This window comes from Streptomyces boninensis, assembly GCF_048572725.1.
In the GTDB taxonomy this organism is placed as follows: Bacteria; Actinomycetota; Actinomycetes; order Streptomycetales; family Streptomycetaceae; genus Streptomyces; species Streptomyces boninensis.
In genome coordinates, this window is record NZ_CP183837.1 from 3,226,861 (window position 1) to 3,242,399 (window position 15,539).

The window sequence follows — 15,539 nt, forward strand, 5'->3', positions numbered from 1 at the left end:
CTCTTCACATTCGCGTACCGCTCGGCGTCGTGGCCGCCTGCTGGTGGGAGAGGAGCCCTGCGACGGCTTGGATGATGTCGCTCATGTGCTCGCGGCGGCCGTGGTGGCGGGCGAGAGATCGCCAGTTCTTCAGGTGGCCGATACCGTGCTCGACTCGGATGCGACGTGAGGAGTGTGCTTTGCGCTGCCGCTCGTGCATCTTCTCGTACCACTCGGGCGGATTCTTCTTGAACTTGCGGTGCGGCGGCGTCACCACGCGTCCACCGGTCTGGGCGCCCAGGCCCTGGTAGCCGGCGTCGGCCAGGATCTCCACCATGGAACCGTCGGCCAGGAGCTTGACCAGGCCGAGCTTCCGGGCATGGGTGATGTCCGCGCAGCTGGCCGGCTCGGTCGGGCTGCAGAACAGCAGCCGTCCTGCGGCGTCCGTGACGACCATCGCCTTCACGGCGTTCTGCTTGTTCTTCCCGGAGATGAACTTCTCCCGGTCCTCGCGTCCGGCGGCCGGGCGGCGCACCCGGATCTCGGTTCCGTCGATGATTCCGGTGCGCCCTTCGGCGCCGAGGTAGTCGATAACCTCGGCAAGCGTCCGCAGCCGTTGACCGGGTGCGATCGTGCAACCCCTCTCGGCCAGCAGCGGCCGTACTTCACCGACCGCGCGCGTAATGGTGGAGCGGTCGACGCCGAACCAGCAGGCCAGCACGTCATGGGTGGTGCCGTGCCGGAGATTCACCAGCGTGGCCAGCAGCCGGTCGAGGAAGACCAACTTGTGTTTCGCGCCGGCGCCGACGGCCCTGCGCCGCGGGCGTGCGACGAGTGCCGCCTGGTGACGCTCGTGCCACAACGGACCGATGTCAGCGACGAGTTCGGCGATCACCTCGGGCGTCAGCCCGGTGATCCGCTGGCTACCGATGATCGCTGCGCGTGCCCGGTTCCCCACCACACAGACCATGATCACCGATCAAGGTCTCGACGCGCCACCCCCAACCATGCACGAGGTCGTTAGCCACCAATCACTCGTCGTGGGCCCTCCACGGAATCTGAGCCAGACCCCGCTTCCGACGACTGAGTCATGTAGACACGCCGTACGCGATGGATACCTTCCCGCCTGAGTTCAGGTGAGCTCCCTGCCTTCAAGCACGATCCGCAATAGTTCCCGGCCCGGCGTCGCATCGCCGGGCTGGAGTGGAGTGGTGAGCATCGTGGGTCGCCCGAAGTCCGGGCGACCATCCCCTTGCCGCACGTACGGCACGAAGCCGTAGTCCACACCATCGTCAACGGCGTAACTCATCCAGCTCACGACCTCGTCCTCGCCTTCACGCAGAGGCAGATTGGCTACGGCACGGGCTTGGACTCCCTCGTCATCGGGCAACCACACCTGCGGCAAGGCGAACACGAAACGGGTGGCCGCAATCCTGCGACCTTCACCGGCTGCGCGCCGCTCGAAGGCGGAGCCTGTATCGGCGTCGCGGAGATAGTCGTATTCCGACATCACCAATGTCTCCTCGCCCTGCAGCGCCACCACCGCCGGGCAGTCCCTGGCCAGGATCGCGCGCTGCAGACGCTCGACGACGTCAAGCAGAAGCACCTCGGTTTCCTGGTTCATCCCGGCGGGTCACTCCCCAACCGGATCATGGCGGAACTTGAAATCGTGGTAGGTGCCCATGATCTCGGTGGAGGCGCGAGCCCCCAGGTGGGACAGATACAAGAGCTCTCGAGTGATCCGGGCATGCTGCCGGCGGGCGGCACGCGTCGGGGCGTCGTCAACTTCGGTGCCGTCGAGCGCCTCGAGCATCTCGGACAGCTCCGCTACCGTCCGCCGCGCCTGACTCAGGTCGATCTCCAAGGAAGCCACCTCCAAGCACCTTGAAGTCTCCCGCATCGGGAGGCCCCTGACCGTCGGAGCCGGCCTCGCGGGGGCCAGAATCTGCGACCGGTCGGTGTCGCACCGGGCGGCCTGCCAAACAGTGAACCCGACACCACGCACAGTGGGTACGGTGAAGGGCAGGCAAAGCGGTATACGCGGTTTACAGCCTCCGGAGCGGGGAGGGACGGTGCCGGCGCCGAAGCAGCCCTAAGTCGCGGCCTGGGCCACATCGACGGCCAGACCGAAGCCCTGCTGCACATCACCCACGCCCGCGCCTTCGCCGCCACCGAGGAAAAGGCAGCCGCCGCCCGCGCCCTGCTGGCCGCCGAGGACGCCCTGTTACGCGACGACGGACCCCAGCCCAGCTACTCCCTCGTCTCCGGCCCCGCCGCCGGCACCGTGGCCAGCCACACCGCCCGCACCCTGACCGACCTCGCCGACCACGTCGGCACCGAACAGCAGCACCGCGACGCCCTCACCCGCTGGGACCCCGTCAAGTACAAACGCGCCGACCTCGGCGACAGCCTCGCAGCCCAGGCCCGCGCCGACGAAGCCATCGCCGCATGGGGCACCGCCCTGGAGCTGATGGAGGGCATGACCTCCGACCGCACCCGCAAGGCCATCACCTCGATCCGACCCACCCTGGCCATCTACCAACGCCGCAAGGTCCCCGGCGCCGCCGATCTCGCCCGCCACGCCTGCGAAGCACTCGCCTAGCATGCCTTCCACCCTGCCGATGAAGGGAAAGCTGTGGCCCAGACCGACACCGACGCCCAACCCCGCGCACTTAAGCCCGCCACCGAATCCATGACGCTGCTGGTCGCCGCCGTCATCCACAACAAGGCCACGGACCAAGTGCTGCTGCTCCAGCGCGGCCCGAACGCCAAGTTCACCCAAGGCCAGTGGGACCTGCCCGTCGGCAAGGCCGACCCCGGCGAGCCCATCACCAGCACCGCCGTACGCGAGCTGGTCGAGGAAACCGGCGTGATCGTTAAGCCCGAGCACCTGTCCGTGGCGCATGTCATTCACGGCGCCTCCGGCGTCGAATCCCCGAACGGGTTCCTGACCGTCGTTTTCGCCGCCCACCACTGGACCGGCGAGCCCGAGAACCGCGAACCGGGCAAGCACGCCCAGGTCGCCTGGGTCGATGTCGACAGCATCCCGGCCGAGTTCGTGAACACCACCGCCTCCGCCCTGCACCGCCACCTCGACGGCGGCCCGCAGATCTCCCTGGACGGATTCAGTCCGTGACCGTGATCGCGCGGTGACCGGGCACATGGACCTCACCGAGCACACCGTGCCGCTCGTCCACGCCGCCCTGCGTGACCTCCTCGCCCCATATGAGCCCGAGGATCTGACCGGTATCGCGTGCATCGCCACGGGCGCGGACACCGTGTTCGCCGAAGCCATCCTGGCGGCCAGCGGCAAGCTCGCAGTGGTGCTCCCCGCGGCCGATTACCGGCAGGCGAAGGTCAGGCCGACCACGCGGCCACCTTCGACAAAGTCGCCGCCGTCGCGACCGAGACGCTGGTCATGGAGCACGAGGCAGCGAACCGGGCCGCCTACGAAGCCGCGAACAACACCCTCCTGCAGCGCGCCGACCGGCTCGTGGCCGTATGGCACGGGACACCGCCGTCTGGAAAGGGCGGTGGCATCGCCGACACCGTCATCCACGCCCGTGATGCCGGAATGCCCGTGGCCGTGGTCTTGCCGCTCGGCGCCGCCCGCGGCTGGTGCGGCACTCGGCGGCGATCACTTCCTAGCTGGATGACTCACATCAGCCCGCCCCGAGATCGCCGGGGCCTCCAGCCCTCTCGCGCCACTCGCGCACCAGACCGGTGTATACGGGCGACTCGCGGCCCAGCCTTTACATCCCGGTCAGCATCGCGTTCGACGGCGCTCCCGAGGTGAAGACCGATTCCGCTATCTCGTCCATGACGGGTGCAACGAGCTGCCCATCGGACGCAGCACGGCCAAGCTGCTCGCTTCACTCGAAGCGGCGGTGCCTCGAAACCTCGACCGCACGGCGGGCACGAGCGGCAGACAGCAAGCCGAGGTCCGAGCGCGGAAAACCTCACAGGTCCTCGCCTCCCCTTGCCTGATGTCCGCCCGGATGGGCAGGGTGCGGGCCCATGAGCACCAGCGAGCACGACCAGAACTGCGGCGGCAGGAGCGTATCCCGGGCACAAGTGTGGATCTTGATAGGCCTCGTGGCCGTCCTGATCCTCACGGTCATTGGCGGCCTCGGCCTCATGATTATCGCCGGTGGCGCCTGAGCGATGCACGCCGGGTTGAGGACCGCGATTGGCGTCGGCCTGATCGTCGCCATATGTACGGCGATCATGGTCGTGCTGTGGCTGAGGTCCCCGGGCCGCCGACGCCGCCACCGAAACCGGAACCCGGCGGGTCGGCCTACTGGGAGCGCAACTAACACCCCGCGGCGCCCCTCATGACAGGTACGCTCATCGAGTGATCAGACGGTATGCCTGCCGCATGCATCGGCCGACCGGCAGCACCTTGGATACCGTGCTCTCGAAGAAGACCGCCACCATCACCATCGTGGCCACCGCCGTCCTGCTGACCACCGCCGCCACCGCCATCGAGCAGACCACCCGCACCGGCGCCGCCCGCATCCCGATCGCTGCCACCACCCAGCCGGTCAAGATCCGGGCCGCCGCCGACACCGAAGCCAAGATCCTGGACACGGTGCCCGCCGGGACGAGCGTGAAGCTGTCCTGCTGGCGCCCCGGCGCCGACGGCGGCCGCTGGTACTGGCTGGCGAACGGTCGCGGCTACGTCGCCGCCAACGATGTGCGGCAGGCCTCTCGCACGGACTACTGCGTCGTATGACCCGCGCAGACTGTCATGTCGGCTCACCACCGACTGGCGGCCCATCGTTCCACCGTGTCGCGCAGCCGGTCGCGTTCCCGAGCGAACGTCTTCTTGCGGGTGCCGTTGGCGCCGGAGGGGTGCGGGAACCCGAGCAGGCAGCGCTCCGCCGACAGTCCCCCCGCGCGCAAGGCGAGCTCCACAGCCGCGGACGCGGCCTTCCCGAAGGGAACGATCAGAGCGTCAGGGGTGGCCGCGAGCTCCGCCGCCAGCACCTGCTCCGCGAAGGCCCGCAGCACTGGAGCCGAGCCGATCTTGGGGCCGGTGCCGGTGTAGTTCTCCCCGTTCACGAAGACCGCGCGGCAGATCGCCGAGGTGCTGGCGACCAGGTCGCAGTCGGGCGTGAACAGGCTGGACGTCGAGTCGTTGCCGAGGGCGCGGGCCAGGCCGATGTCGTCGAGCATGGCCACGGCGTTCTTCCGCATCGGCCCGGCGAAGCTCGCCGTCGCCTTGGCCAGGCGCACTGCGGCATCGGGCGAAGCGCCGTATCGGAGGGCGCGGGCGGCCTCCTGCACGGCCAGGGTCTGCTGCTGGGCGCCGGGAGTGATGCCGACCAGGAGGACCTTCGCCCTCGGGTTCAGGCGGTCGAAGGGCGTGTAGTAGATCTGCAGGCGCTTGCCGCGGATGACCTCGTCATACAGCAGCAGCTCCGCGCCGGTGGCGGCGGCCTCGCCGATGCTGGGCGGAAGGTTGCGCAGCACGTCGGCGAACCTGGCGATGCACCAGTCCTTCGAGATCACGTCGTCGGCGCCGGAGCCGATCTGGCACTCGTGGATGAGGGCGTCACTGCCGTGCATGACCTGGCTGTCCATTCGAAGTCGTGAAGGCCGTCGACGTTAGTCGGAGCGCGGTGGCGGGTTAACCTCGCGCTTTCATGGCGGGTGGCTTCTGGAGGGGCCCCTGAATGCAGAAGAGTGCTTCTGAACTGGGACGATGGGACTTGTCTAGGGTCCTGATCGTCGTCAGAGAGAAGCACTCCTCAGGTGAAGAAGCGTATCGGGTCGTACCCGTCTGTCCGTGTCGAGGGTGGGGGCCGGGCTGTGGTGTCCCAGGCAGGCGGCGTGCTGCTGGTGGAGACGTCCGCAAGGCCGGCCTGGATCAGGCGATATCCGCGGTGCTGGCGCCGTGGCGCAAGCCGCGGGCGGTGCACGATCCGGGCAAGATCCTCCTCGATGCCGCGCTCGCGGTGGCGCTGGGTGGGGACTGCCTGGCCGATGTCGGGATGCTGCGGGCGGAGCCGGGAGTGTTCGGCCCCGTCGCCTCCGACCCGACCGTCTCCCGCCTCATCGATACCCTCGCCGCCGGCGGGAACCGGGCTTTGACGGCGATCCGCACGGCCCGGTCCGAGGTCCGGACGCGGGTCTGGTCGTTGGCCGCCGACTCCGCCCCGGACGTTGGCGGGCAGGTGATTGTGGATATCGACGGGGTGCTGGTGCTCGCCCACTCCGACAAGCAGGATGCCGCCGCGACCTGGAAGAAGACGTATGGCCATCATCCGTTGATGGCGTTCGTCGACCATGGCAGCCCTGATTCGGGGGAGCCGGTCGCGGCCCTGCTGCGGCCCGGCAACGCCGGCTCCAACACCGCGAGCGATCACATCACCACCGCCCAACTGGCCCTGACCCAGCTGCCCAAACGCTATCGCCGCGGGCGCCGGACCCTGATCCGCACCGACTCCGGCGGCGGCACCCACGAGTTCGTGGCCTGGCTCGCCCAGCGCGGCCGCTGGCTGTCGTACTCGGTCGGCATGGCCATCACCGACGCCATCCACGAAGCGGTCCTGGCCGTGCCGTCCTCGGCCTGGACCCCGGCCATCGAACCCGGCGGCGAGGTCCGTGACGGCGCCTGGGTTGCCGAGATCGGCGGCGACTGCCTCACCGGCTGGCCGACGGGCATGCGACTGATCGTCCGCAAGGAACGCCCGCACCCCGGCGCCCAGTTGAGGATCACGGACGCCGACGGACTACGACTGACCTGCTTCGCCACCAACACCACCGGCACCCCGATCGCCGAACTGGAGCTACGTCACCGTCAGCGAGCAAGAGCCGAGGATCGCATCCGCGCCGCCCGCACCACCGGCCTGCGCAACCTGCCGCTGCACGAGGTCGCGCAGAACCGGATCTGGCTGGAGATCGTTCAGCTTGCGCTGGAGCTGCTGGCCTGGATACCTCTGCTCGCGCTGACCGGCCAAGCCCGCCGTTGGGAGCCCCGGCGTCTGCGGCTCCGCCTGTTCTCCGCCGCCGCCCAGCTGGTCACCACCGCCCGCCGACGACACCTCAGATTTGCCCGCCACTGGCCCTGGACCGACGTGATCACCCACGCCGTCAAACGCCTCGACGCGCTCCCGAACCCCGGCTGACCAGCGGAAAAGACCAGTTCCTACGAGCCCGCCCCAACCCGGAACCGTGGAAACCGGCGCTCACCCGACGCGTCAGCCGGGTCATCCGCCTGCCTGCCAGCAGAAAACCTCACCCCCGACGAACGAGAAGAGGTCGGCAGCAAGCTGCCGACCTCTCATGCAAGATCGAGGCTAGTCTCGGGCTGGGCTATGCTCGAATACCTCGACCTTCGGGCCGCGTAAAGGGCGGTCGGATTGCCGCGTCGATATGGCATAGGAATGACGCGCCATGCCTCCCGTGAACCCTGTCGAGATCGGGTTCGGCGCCGATTGCAACCTTCCCCAGTTCGTCGAGGGGTGGTTCACGCCCCGCCCCTCTGACGGTTTCCACTCCGGATCGCCATGGCGGGTCTCTCCCAAATGGAAGGCCGACCCTGTGCGTGGGACGGCCTTCCATTTGGGGAGGATTCGGTCGTGTCGTTGCCCTGTTATGGCGCGACAGTGGCGTTCTTCTCCAGCTCCAACTCCGCCTGCTTGACCTGGACCCTCGAGGTGCTCGTGTTGTCCGCAAGGTTAATGTCGGATTCCTTTTCCGGCGTGACCTCGGCGGTGTTCTCGATGGTGTGGCCGACGATTGCGTCCGACTTGACCCTTCCCGTCACGGTGATGACGACTGCGCCGCCCTTGTCGAGCTTGACCGGGGCATTGATTTTATTGTTTGGTGCGCTACCAGAAGACCCTGACAGGCAGTTGCCGCCTGTCTGCGCCTGGCAGGTGAAGGTGACGTCGGTCAGGTCGGATGGCACGGTGTCGGTGACGTGCGCCAGCTCAGTGGGGTTCACCCCCTTCTTGTTGTCAACGCTGATTCTGTAAGACACCAGCTGCCCCGGAGCCGCCGGAGCCGACCCTGTCTTGTCAATGGTCAAGTCCACCGGCAGCGTCACCTTCAGGTCGCGCAAGGCGTGGTCCTCCGTGGCGGCTCCCGTGCTGGCTGAAAATCCGATCTTCAGGGAGTCGGGTGTCGCTCCCTGTTTCTTCAGATCGACTTTCGTCAAGACCTGGTGGGTCTTGCCTTGTGAGTCGATGATCTCCAGACTCAATTTCTGATCGATAATCGACACTCGCGCCCGGTGAAACTGACGCCCGGGGGCGCGCAGCAGCGATTCGTCGACTTCGGCTCTTGCCAGGAAAGGAAATCCATTCTTTTCGCTCCCGGCGCCGCGCAACGTCACGGTATTCTTCTTGGCGCCAGGAGCTGGCCCGTCACCGGCTTCCGGGCCGGAGAAATTTCCAAAGGTGTCGAACCCGATGCCGACGTACCCGCCGCGGACGCCCGGATCGCTGCCCTGCGCGCACGTCTTATTAGCCTCCCGGGCGCACGAGTATCCGAGGGTCCTTCCAGGCGCGCCGACTGATGGCTGCTCCTTACCATCGAAGAGGTACATCGACATGCCGTCCCCATACTTGCCGTCATACGTCTTTCCGTAGAAGAAGGAGTACTCGAATTCGGCGACAATTCCCAGTTTCGAGGAGAAGCTCCGCGTCGATCCGATTGAGCCAGCCTGCCTGCCTTTGTCTCCTGCCGTCAGGTGAAGATACCCTCCCACAAGGGCAGCGTTGCCGATGCCGTTCATTTTCCAGATGTTGAGGTCTGTCTTCCCTACCTGCCTGAACGATTCCACGACTGGGAAGTCCAGATCCCCCTGAGCCATCCCCCTCGGACGTGCCGGGCTTCGCGGCCCGCCTTCTCCCTTGCCCGCCGACGTCTGCGAGTTGCCCGACGCCGAATAGGCCCGCTGCCGCTCCTCGCCGCTCTGAGCCGCGTGGGCCTGCCCGTCCCATCCCGGAACGGCCAGCGGACCGACGGCCAGAACTGCCGCTGTCCCTGCCGCCCACGCCCGCGCACACTTTCCCCGGTGCTGCACTGCTTGCATGCTCTTCCTCACGCCGCTTTGATCAGGAATTCCGACCATAAGCAGGGTGAGCGCGGGAGGCTTCCCAGGTTGGTGTATATGGAGTAGCTGTATGTGACCTGTGCCCTGTTTCGTAGCGCCCCTGAAGCCCGATCTATGATCTTGGCACTACTGAGCCCGGATCCACCGGCTTGACGACTGTGGACATCTTCTTCGGAAATGAGGAAGTGCCCTGTGACCTGCGATGATGGGAGTTCTTCAGGCTTCCATCACGCACAACCACGAGGGCACTTCCGAGATGCAATCTTCCCATGCCGCAGCGGCGGTCTCTGCACGGTTTGATGACCCGAATCTGGTCGCCTACGGCGGGCTGGCGCCGGTGGTCCGGCTGGCCGAGCGGTGCGGCCTGCCCGCACTCATCGACGCGCACGTCCGGCTACCGGCCTCGAAGGACGGCACCGGGGCTTTCCCCGCGGCGAAGGTGATGTCGCTGGTCGGCGGCATGGCCGCCGGGGCGGACAGCATCGATGACATGGACCGGCTGCGGCACGGCGGGCTGCCGCGGCTGTTCGCCGGGGTGCGGGCGCCGTCCACGCTAGTGCTGCGCCGCGGAAGTTTCGCCGATGGCCATCGGCTCGTTGACCGTGCATGGTGCTTGATCTTGATGATCGTTGTGTGCTGGAGGCGCGCGTACGGGCGGACACCACCTCGCAGCGTGATGCCCGTCGGGCTCGCATAGTCCTGCTGGCCGCCGGAGGGTGCCCGGCCTGGCGGATAGCGGAGATCGTGCGGGTGGATGTCTCCACGGTGGTGCGGTGGCGTGGCCGGTTTGCCCGAGAGGGGCTGGCCGGGCTGGAGGATCGGCCCCGCTCGGGTCGGCCGCCCGTGTACGGGCCACAAGTGCGGCTGCGGATCGTGGCGGCGGCCACGGCCGCGCCGCCTCACCCCTTTGACGGCTGGTCGCACCGGCCGATTGCCGATCATCTGGCGGACACGGGCATCTCCGCCTCCCAGGTCGGGCGGATCCTAGCCGCGCTCCAGGTCAAGCCGCACCGAGTTCGGGGCTGGCTGACCCGGCCCGCCGACCCGCAGTTCTTCGCCAAGGCGGCCGAGGTGTGCGCCCTCTACCGCCACCGTCCGGCGGACTCGGTGGTGGTGTCGGTGGACGAGAAGACCGCGATGGCCGCCCGCTCCCGCAGGCATCCCGACCGGCCGCCCGGCCGCGGGCGGGTGCGCCGGCGGGAGTTCGAGTACGTCCGGCACGGCACCGTCTCGGTTACCGCCGCACTTGATGTGCACACCGGGCAGGTCGTCGTGGAGGAGCTGCCGCGCAACGACTCCGCGCACTTCATCCGGTTCCTGACCCGGCTGGACAGATGCGTCCCAGCCGGGCTGACGATCCATCTGGTCCTGGACAACGGCTCCTCGCACACCTCCAAGGCCACCCGGGCCTGGCTGGCGAAACACCCGCGGATCGTGGCGCACTACACGCCCAAGCACGCCTCCTGGCTCAACCAGGTGGAGATCTTCTTCTCGCTCCTGGCCCGCGCCGTCCTGCGCCACGGGGACTTCTCCTCCCGCGACGACCTGCTGGAGAAGGTCACCGACCTTGCCGTTATCCATAACGAGACCGCTCGCCCGTTCCGTTGGAACTACGAGGCCCGGCCCCGCCAGACTGGGGATGAGAGCGCCGCCGCTGCGAAGGAACCGTGCCATGCCCGCTGACTCCATCCTGCAGATCAAGGTCACCCTGGCCGACATCCGCCCGCCGATCTGGCGACGGCTGCAAGTCCCGGCCTACCTCACCCTCGACCGCCTGCACCTGGTCATCCAGATCGCGATGGGCTGGGAGAACTACCACATGCACGTCTTCGAGACCCCCGCCGGCGATTACGGGCGCCGCGACAGCGAGCTCGGCCACCGGGATGAACGCAAGGTCCCGCTCTCCGCGGTCGCACCCGCCGCCGGGGACAGAATCAGCTACACCTACGACTTCGGCGACGACTGGGGGCACCGCATCGAGGTGGAGAAGGTCCTGCCCAAGGAGCCGGGCACCGCCTATCCGCGCTGCCTGACCGGCCGCCGGGCCTGCCCGCCCGAGGACTGCGGCGGCCCGTGGGGCTACGCCAACTTCCTCGAGGCCATCACCGACCCCGGACACGAAGAGCACGACGAACTCCTGGAATGGGTCGGCGGCGCCTTCGACCCCACCCAGTTCAACATCGAGGACATCAACAAGCTCCTGACCGCCCGATAGCCATCGGCGGAACTTCCGCGGCGCAGCACTAGGCAGCTTCTTGCGCTCCTTCAGCCACGGACACGTGAAGCAACTGCACGCGGTAGCCCGCCGGTTGATGCCCGAACTGGCCGCGCACACCGGGCTGCTGCCCGGCGCCGGCGAGGTCGCCTACGTGGACATCGACGACACCATCCGCCAAACGTACGGTTACGCCAAACAGGGAGCCGGTTACGGATACAGCAAGGTCAAGGGGCTGAACGCACTGATCGGAATCGTCTCGCCCTTTTCCCTTTCCGCCCCGGTGATCGCCGCGACCCGCCTGCGCAAGGGGCCGTCCAACTCCGCCCGGGGTGCGGCCGCGTTCGTCACCGAGTCGATCCGCACCGCGCAGGCGTGCGGCGCGAGCGGGCTGCTGGTGGTGCGGGCCGACTCCGCGTTCTACGGCGCCGACGTCGTGGGCGCCTGCCGGGCCCTGGGCGCCGCCTTCTCGATCACCGTGCGGATGAACGCCTCGACCAAGACGGCGATCGCCGGCATCGACGAGGACGCCTGGAAGGCGATCAAATACCCGAAGGCGATCTGGGACGACGAAAGCCAGTGCTGGATCTCGGACGCCGAGATAGCCGAGACCACCTACACCGCCTTCACGTCGAAACCGAAGAAGCAGCAGGTCACCGCCAGTCTGATCGTGCGCCGCGTCAAGCGCCACAACCCGGGATCGGTGCCCGAGGGGCAGGGCAGCCTGTTCGACACCTGGCGCTACCACGCCGCGTTCACCGACTCCCCGCTCTCCCTGACCGACGCCGAACATGATCACCGGCGGCACGCAGTCGTGGAACAGGTGATCGCGGACCTGAAGAACGGCCCGTTCGCCCACGACCCCTCCGGGCACTTCCAGGCGAACGCCGCCTGGCTCACACTGGCCGCACTCACACACAATCTGACCCGCGCCGCCGGCGCCCTAGCCTCGATCTTGCGTGAGGGGTCGGCAGTTTGCTGCTGGCCTCTCTTTGCTCGTTGAGAGCGGAGATTTGTGCTTTTGGGCATACGAACGACCCGGCTGACGCGTCGGGTGGTCGCCGGTTTCCACGGCTCCGGGTTGGTGTTGGCTCGTAGTGTCAATGGCTGTGTAGTCGGGTTCTGATCCACTTCTTGTGATCCGGTGACGGAGCGTCACGGCAGTCAGTCCGCGAGGAGTACCTGACGCCGCAGCAAGTCGAATCCGGCCCGCCCGTACCCGTCCCTTTTGATTCGCTTCACCCTATTGACGTTGCCCTCGACTCTGCCGGAGCTCCATTCCAGGGTGAGGCCAGCGGTGACGGCGTCGAAGTCCTGCCGTAGGCCGCGGGCCAGGCTGCGCAAGGGCTTCAGACCGGTGGCTTCCGCACTGGTCAACCACGGGCCGAGCTGTTCGCCGTGGCGCTCGGTCATCATCTCGGCGAAGGCACGTACGCACTCGGCGACCGCTTCCAGCTCGGGACAGCGGGCGAGGAGATGCTTGAGCTTGACGGTACTGCTCTCGTTGATCTTGTCGGGGCGGCTGGTGAGCAGCCAGGTCGCCTTCCGTACGGTCAGCTCTTTGGGCTTGTCCGGTGCGGGTTTCCCGCCGGCCCGGATCTCTTGCAGGTGGCGGCGGACGGTCCGCTTGCTGCCGCGGAAGCCACGCTCTGCGATCTCCGCGTGCAGTCGCGCCGCGTCCGTGCAGCCCTCGTTCCAGCGCCGGTACAGGTACGGCGTGTAGGCGTGGATCTGGCCGTAGGTTCGCGATCCAGTACCGAGGGCGGCCTCTTCGGAGGTGGCGGCGTGTGCGTAGCGGCGTACCGTCTTGCGGTCCAGACCGAGCGTTTCGGCTATCACCTGGATCTGTACGCCCTTGTCGTACAGGGCGTGCACAGCCGCGTGCCGCTCGCGCCGCTTGATCACGCGTAGCCCCTCCTTCGCGGCCGGTGGCGTACTCGCTGCCGCGTCGATCTCCGGCAGGGCCGACGCCTCCGGCACCATCGCGCCGGCGGGCTCTGCCAGGCACTTGCGGTGCTCGACGACGCACTTCTCGACGGCCTCGCACAGATTCATCCAGGGGTGAAATCTGTCTGCGACCTGCACCGCGTCGGGGCAGGCGGTGCGTGCGGCCTCGGCATACGCATTCGCCCGGTCCCTGCACACGAACTCGGCGCCTGGATGCTCACGCAGCCACGCGGTGAGCGTCTCCGCGGTGCGGTCGGGCAGCACGTCCACGCGCTCGCCCGTCTCCATGTTCAAGATGATCGTCCCGTAGACATGCCCTTTCTTCAGGGCAAAATCGTCCACACCGAGTACCCGCGGTGCCGCAGCAGCCCGCTTATCCGGCAGTCTACGCACCAGCCTGAGCAGGGAGTTCGCACTGGCCGAGATCGACAGGTGGCCAGCGAGGCGGGCCGCCGGCCGTCCTGCCAGCGCCAGGGCTATCTTCTCCAGGGCCCGGCGCAAAGGCGGGGTACGGCGCGCGAACCGCTCGGTGAGACCGTCCACTTGCTCGACGAACGTACGGCGGCCGCACTCAGTGACCGGACAGCGGAAACGTCGCACCGCCAGGTCGATCACGACCTTCCGCCCAGCCGCCGCGAGGTCCGCCAAGCGCCGTCGGTAGCCGCCGTGAACGCGGCCGGAGACCACACCGCACCCAGGGCAGGCCGCCTCCCTCGTCACCGTCCGCGCCGTGAGGGCCACCGCGTCGTCGGTCACCAGGACCTCCTCGACCACCACCGGCGCGAGATGAGAGAAGACCGTCAACAGACTGAAATCACACGAACACCCATCCTGCCAGCTACGTGTGACGCTCCGTCACCGGACCACAAGAAGTGGATCAGAACCGCTTCCCATGGCCGCTGTCACGTAGAGACGGGGCGTAGTTGCTGGTCAGCCAGGGTTCGGGAGGGCGTCGAGTCGCTCGGTCGCGGCTGTGATCACGTCGGTCCAGGGCCAGTGGCGGGCGAATCTGAGGTGTCGGCGGCGTCCGGTGGTGATCAGTTGGGCGGCGGCGGAGAACAGCCGCAGCCGCAGGCGGCGGGGCTCCCAGCGGCGGGCCGTGCCGGTCAGGGCGAGCAGCGGCATCCAGGCCAGTAGTTCCAACGCGAGCTGGATTATCTCCAGCCAGATCTGGTTCTGGGTGACCTTGTGCAGGGGCAGGTTGCGCAGGCCGGTGGCGCGGGCGGCGCGGATACGGTCCTCGGCGCGGGCCCGCTGGCGGTGACGCAGCTCCAGCTCGGCGATCGGGGTGCCGGTGGTGTTGGTGGCGAAGCAGGTCAGTCGTAGTCCGTCGGCGTCCGTGATCCTCAGCTGGGCGCCGGGGTGCGGCCGTTCCTTGCGGACGATCAGCCGCATGCCCTGCGGCCATCCGGTGAGGCAGTCGCCGCCGATCTCGGCGACCCAGGCTCCGTCACGGACCTCGCCGCCGGGTTCGATGGCCGGGGTCCAGGCCGGGGCCGGGACGGCCAGGACCGCCTGGTGGATGGCGTCGGTGATGGTCATGCCGACGGAGTACGACAGCCAGCGGCCGCGCTGGGCGAGCCAGGCGACGAACTCGTGGGTGCCGCCGCCGGAGTCGGTGCGGATCAGGGTCCGGCGCCCGCGGCGATAGCGTTTGGGCAGCTGGGTCAGGGCCAGTTGGGCGGTGGTGATGTGATCGCTCGCGGTGTTGGAGCCGGCGTTGCCGGGCCGCAGCAGGCCCGCGACCGGCTCGCCTGAGCCATCGGCGCCGTGGTCGACGAACGCCATCAGCGGGTGATGGCCGAAGGTCTTCTTCCAGGTCGCGGCGGCCTCTTGCTTGTCGGAGTGGGCCAGCACCAGCACCCCGTCGATGTCCACGATCACCTGCCCGCCAGCATCCGGGGCCGCCTTTTTTGGCCAGGCGCCAGACCCGCTCGCGCACCTCGGATCGAGCCGCCCGTATCGCCGTCAGGGGCTTCGGACCGGCCGCGGCGAGGGTGTCGATCAGGCGGGAGACCGTCGGGTCGGAGGCGACGGGGCCGAACACTCCCGGCTCTGCCCGCAGCATGCCGACATCGGCCAGGCAGTCCCCGCCCAGCGCCACCGCGACAGCCACATCCAGCAGGATCTTGCCCGGATCGTGCACCGCCCGCGGACGCCGCCACGGCGCCAGCGCCGCCGAAACCGCCTGATCGAGGCCGGTCTTGCGGACCGTCTCCACCAACAGCACCCCGCCCGCCTGGGACACCACCGACCGACCCCCGCCCTCAACACGGACACGCGGATAAGACCCGATACGCTTCTTCACCTGGGAAGTGCCTCCGACGGTGG

The 15,539-nt window shown here is 68.0% G+C and carries 12 protein-coding genes and 5 pseudogenes; 10 read left to right on the top strand and 7 right to left on the bottom strand.

All coding sequences use genetic code 11. The annotated features are described in order from the left end of the window. Positions 1 to 4 precede the first annotated feature (4 nt). The 3 genes from ACNNMR_RS14510 to ACNNMR_RS14520 all read right to left on the bottom strand — a co-directional run bounded on the left by ACNNMR_RS14510 (position 5) and on the right by ACNNMR_RS14520 (position 1,843). Positions 5 to 949: a transposase family protein gene (locus tag ACNNMR_RS14510; RefSeq protein WP_420000364.1), complete on the bottom strand. Its 945-nt coding sequence runs from the start codon at positions 947 to 949 to the stop codon at positions 5 to 7. Between the two features lie 162 nt (positions 950 to 1,111). Then, a complete protein-coding gene (locus tag ACNNMR_RS14515) occupies positions 1,112 to 1,603 on the bottom strand; it encodes a hypothetical protein (protein WP_419995018.1) in 492 nt (163 codons plus the stop codon). Between the two features lie 9 nt (positions 1,604 to 1,612). Further along, on the bottom strand, positions 1,613 to 1,843 hold the full coding sequence (locus ACNNMR_RS14520; protein WP_419995019.1) for a hypothetical protein: 231 nt from the start codon (positions 1,841 to 1,843) through the stop codon (positions 1,613 to 1,615). Positions 1,844 to 2,059: 216 nt separating this feature from the next. On the opposite strand from ACNNMR_RS14520, the pseudogene ACNNMR_RS14525 reads away from it, so the two are divergent. The 5 genes and pseudogenes from ACNNMR_RS14525 to ACNNMR_RS14545 form a co-directional block, all read left to right on the top strand. After that, a pseudogene (locus tag ACNNMR_RS14525) lies at positions 2,060 to 2,581 on the top strand (tetratricopeptide repeat protein); the annotation flags it as partial. A gap of 33 nt (positions 2,582 to 2,614) precedes the next feature. Next, a complete protein-coding gene (locus ACNNMR_RS14530; protein ID WP_419995020.1) occupies positions 2,615 to 3,115 on the top strand; it encodes an NUDIX domain-containing protein in 501 nt (166 codons plus the stop codon). 25 nt (positions 3,116 to 3,140) lie between these two features. After that, positions 3,141 to 3,592, top strand: a pseudogene (locus ACNNMR_RS14535) (hypothetical protein); the annotation flags it as partial. Between the two features lie 404 nt (positions 3,593 to 3,996). Continuing rightward, positions 3,997 to 4,140 (top strand): hypothetical protein, encoded by a 144-nt coding sequence (locus tag ACNNMR_RS14540; protein ID WP_419995021.1) that lies wholly within the window; start codon positions 3,997 to 3,999, stop codon positions 4,138 to 4,140. Between the two features lie 250 nt (positions 4,141 to 4,390). Further along, entirely contained in the window at positions 4,391 to 4,714 is a 324-nt protein-coding gene (locus ACNNMR_RS14545; protein ID WP_419995022.1) for an SH3 domain-containing protein, read from the top strand. 23 nt (positions 4,715 to 4,737) lie between these two features. Here the strand turns inward: ACNNMR_RS14545 and ACNNMR_RS14550 are convergent, their stop codons facing one another. Beyond that, entirely contained in the window at positions 4,738 to 5,550 is an 813-nt protein-coding gene (locus ACNNMR_RS14550; RefSeq protein ID WP_419995023.1) for a uracil-DNA glycosylase family protein, read from the bottom strand. A 186-nt stretch (positions 5,551 to 5,736) separates the two neighbouring features. On the opposite strand from ACNNMR_RS14550, the pseudogene ACNNMR_RS14555 reads away from it, so the two are divergent. Beyond that, positions 5,737 to 7,112: pseudogene (locus ACNNMR_RS14555) on the top strand (IS1380 family transposase). A gap of 467 nt (positions 7,113 to 7,579) precedes the next feature. Here ACNNMR_RS14555 and ACNNMR_RS14560 read toward each other — a convergent pair. Then, positions 7,580 to 8,725 (bottom strand): hypothetical protein, encoded by a 1,146-nt coding sequence (locus ACNNMR_RS14560; protein ID WP_419995024.1) that lies wholly within the window; start codon positions 8,723 to 8,725, stop codon positions 7,580 to 7,582. A gap of 526 nt (positions 8,726 to 9,251) precedes the next feature. On the opposite strand from ACNNMR_RS14560, the gene ACNNMR_RS14565 reads away from it, so the two are divergent. From ACNNMR_RS14565 to ACNNMR_RS14580, 4 genes and pseudogenes are all read left to right on the top strand, one after another. Further along, positions 9,252 to 9,743, top strand: coding sequence for a hypothetical protein (locus ACNNMR_RS14565; protein ID WP_419995025.1), 492 nt, complete (start codon positions 9,252 to 9,254; stop codon positions 9,741 to 9,743). Beyond that, on the top strand, positions 9,653 to 10,729 hold the full coding sequence (locus ACNNMR_RS14570) for an IS630 family transposase (RefSeq protein WP_419995026.1): 1,077 nt from the start codon (positions 9,653 to 9,655) through the stop codon (positions 10,727 to 10,729). The genes ACNNMR_RS14565 and ACNNMR_RS14570 overlap by 91 nt, the downstream gene beginning before the upstream one ends. Beyond that, positions 10,719 to 11,261 (top strand): plasmid pRiA4b ORF-3 family protein, encoded by a 543-nt coding sequence (locus ACNNMR_RS14575; protein WP_419995027.1) that lies wholly within the window; start codon positions 10,719 to 10,721, stop codon positions 11,259 to 11,261. Before ACNNMR_RS14570 ends, ACNNMR_RS14575 begins: the two co-directional genes overlap by 11 nt. A 37-nt stretch (positions 11,262 to 11,298) precedes the next feature. Next, positions 11,299 to 12,264: pseudogene (locus tag ACNNMR_RS14580) on the top strand (IS1380 family transposase); the annotation flags it as partial. A gap of 161 nt (positions 12,265 to 12,425) precedes the next feature. Here the strand turns inward: ACNNMR_RS14580 and ACNNMR_RS14585 are convergent. Next, positions 12,426 to 13,964: an ISL3 family transposase gene (locus tag ACNNMR_RS14585; RefSeq protein ID WP_419995028.1), complete on the bottom strand. Its 1,539-nt coding sequence runs from the start codon at positions 13,962 to 13,964 to the stop codon at positions 12,426 to 12,428. Between the two features lie 174 nt (positions 13,965 to 14,138). After that, positions 14,139 to 15,516: pseudogene (locus ACNNMR_RS14590) on the bottom strand (IS1380 family transposase). Positions 15,517 to 15,539 lie beyond the last annotated feature (23 nt).

What these genes read in the sequence shown, in the direction of transcription:
- ACNNMR_RS14510 (WP_420000364.1), bottom strand. Translation starts at nt 949, where the DNA reads ATGGTCTGTGTGGTGGGGAACCGGGCACGCGCAGCGATCATCGGTAGC.
- ACNNMR_RS14515 (WP_419995018.1), bottom strand. Translation starts at nt 1,603, where the DNA reads ATGAACCAGGAAACCGAGGTGCTTCTGCTTGACGTCGTCGAGCGTCTG.
- ACNNMR_RS14540 (WP_419995021.1), top strand. Translation starts at nt 3,997, where the DNA reads ATGAGCACCAGCGAGCACGACCAGAACTGCGGCGGCAGGAGCGTATCC.
- ACNNMR_RS14550 (WP_419995023.1), bottom strand. Translation starts at nt 5,550, where the DNA reads ATGCACGGCAGTGACGCCCTCATCCACGAGTGCCAGATCGGCTCCGGC.
- ACNNMR_RS14560 (WP_419995024.1), bottom strand. Translation starts at nt 8,725, where the DNA reads ATGAACGGCATCGGCAACGCTGCCCTTGTGGGAGGGTATCTTCACCTG.
- ACNNMR_RS14565 (WP_419995025.1), top strand. Translation starts at nt 9,252, where the DNA reads ATGGGAGTTCTTCAGGCTTCCATCACGCACAACCACGAGGGCACTTCC.
- ACNNMR_RS14570 (WP_419995026.1), top strand. Translation starts at nt 9,653, where the DNA reads ATGGTGCTTGATCTTGATGATCGTTGTGTGCTGGAGGCGCGCGTACGG.
- ACNNMR_RS14575 (WP_419995027.1), top strand. Translation starts at nt 10,719, where the DNA reads ATGCCCGCTGACTCCATCCTGCAGATCAAGGTCACCCTGGCCGACATC.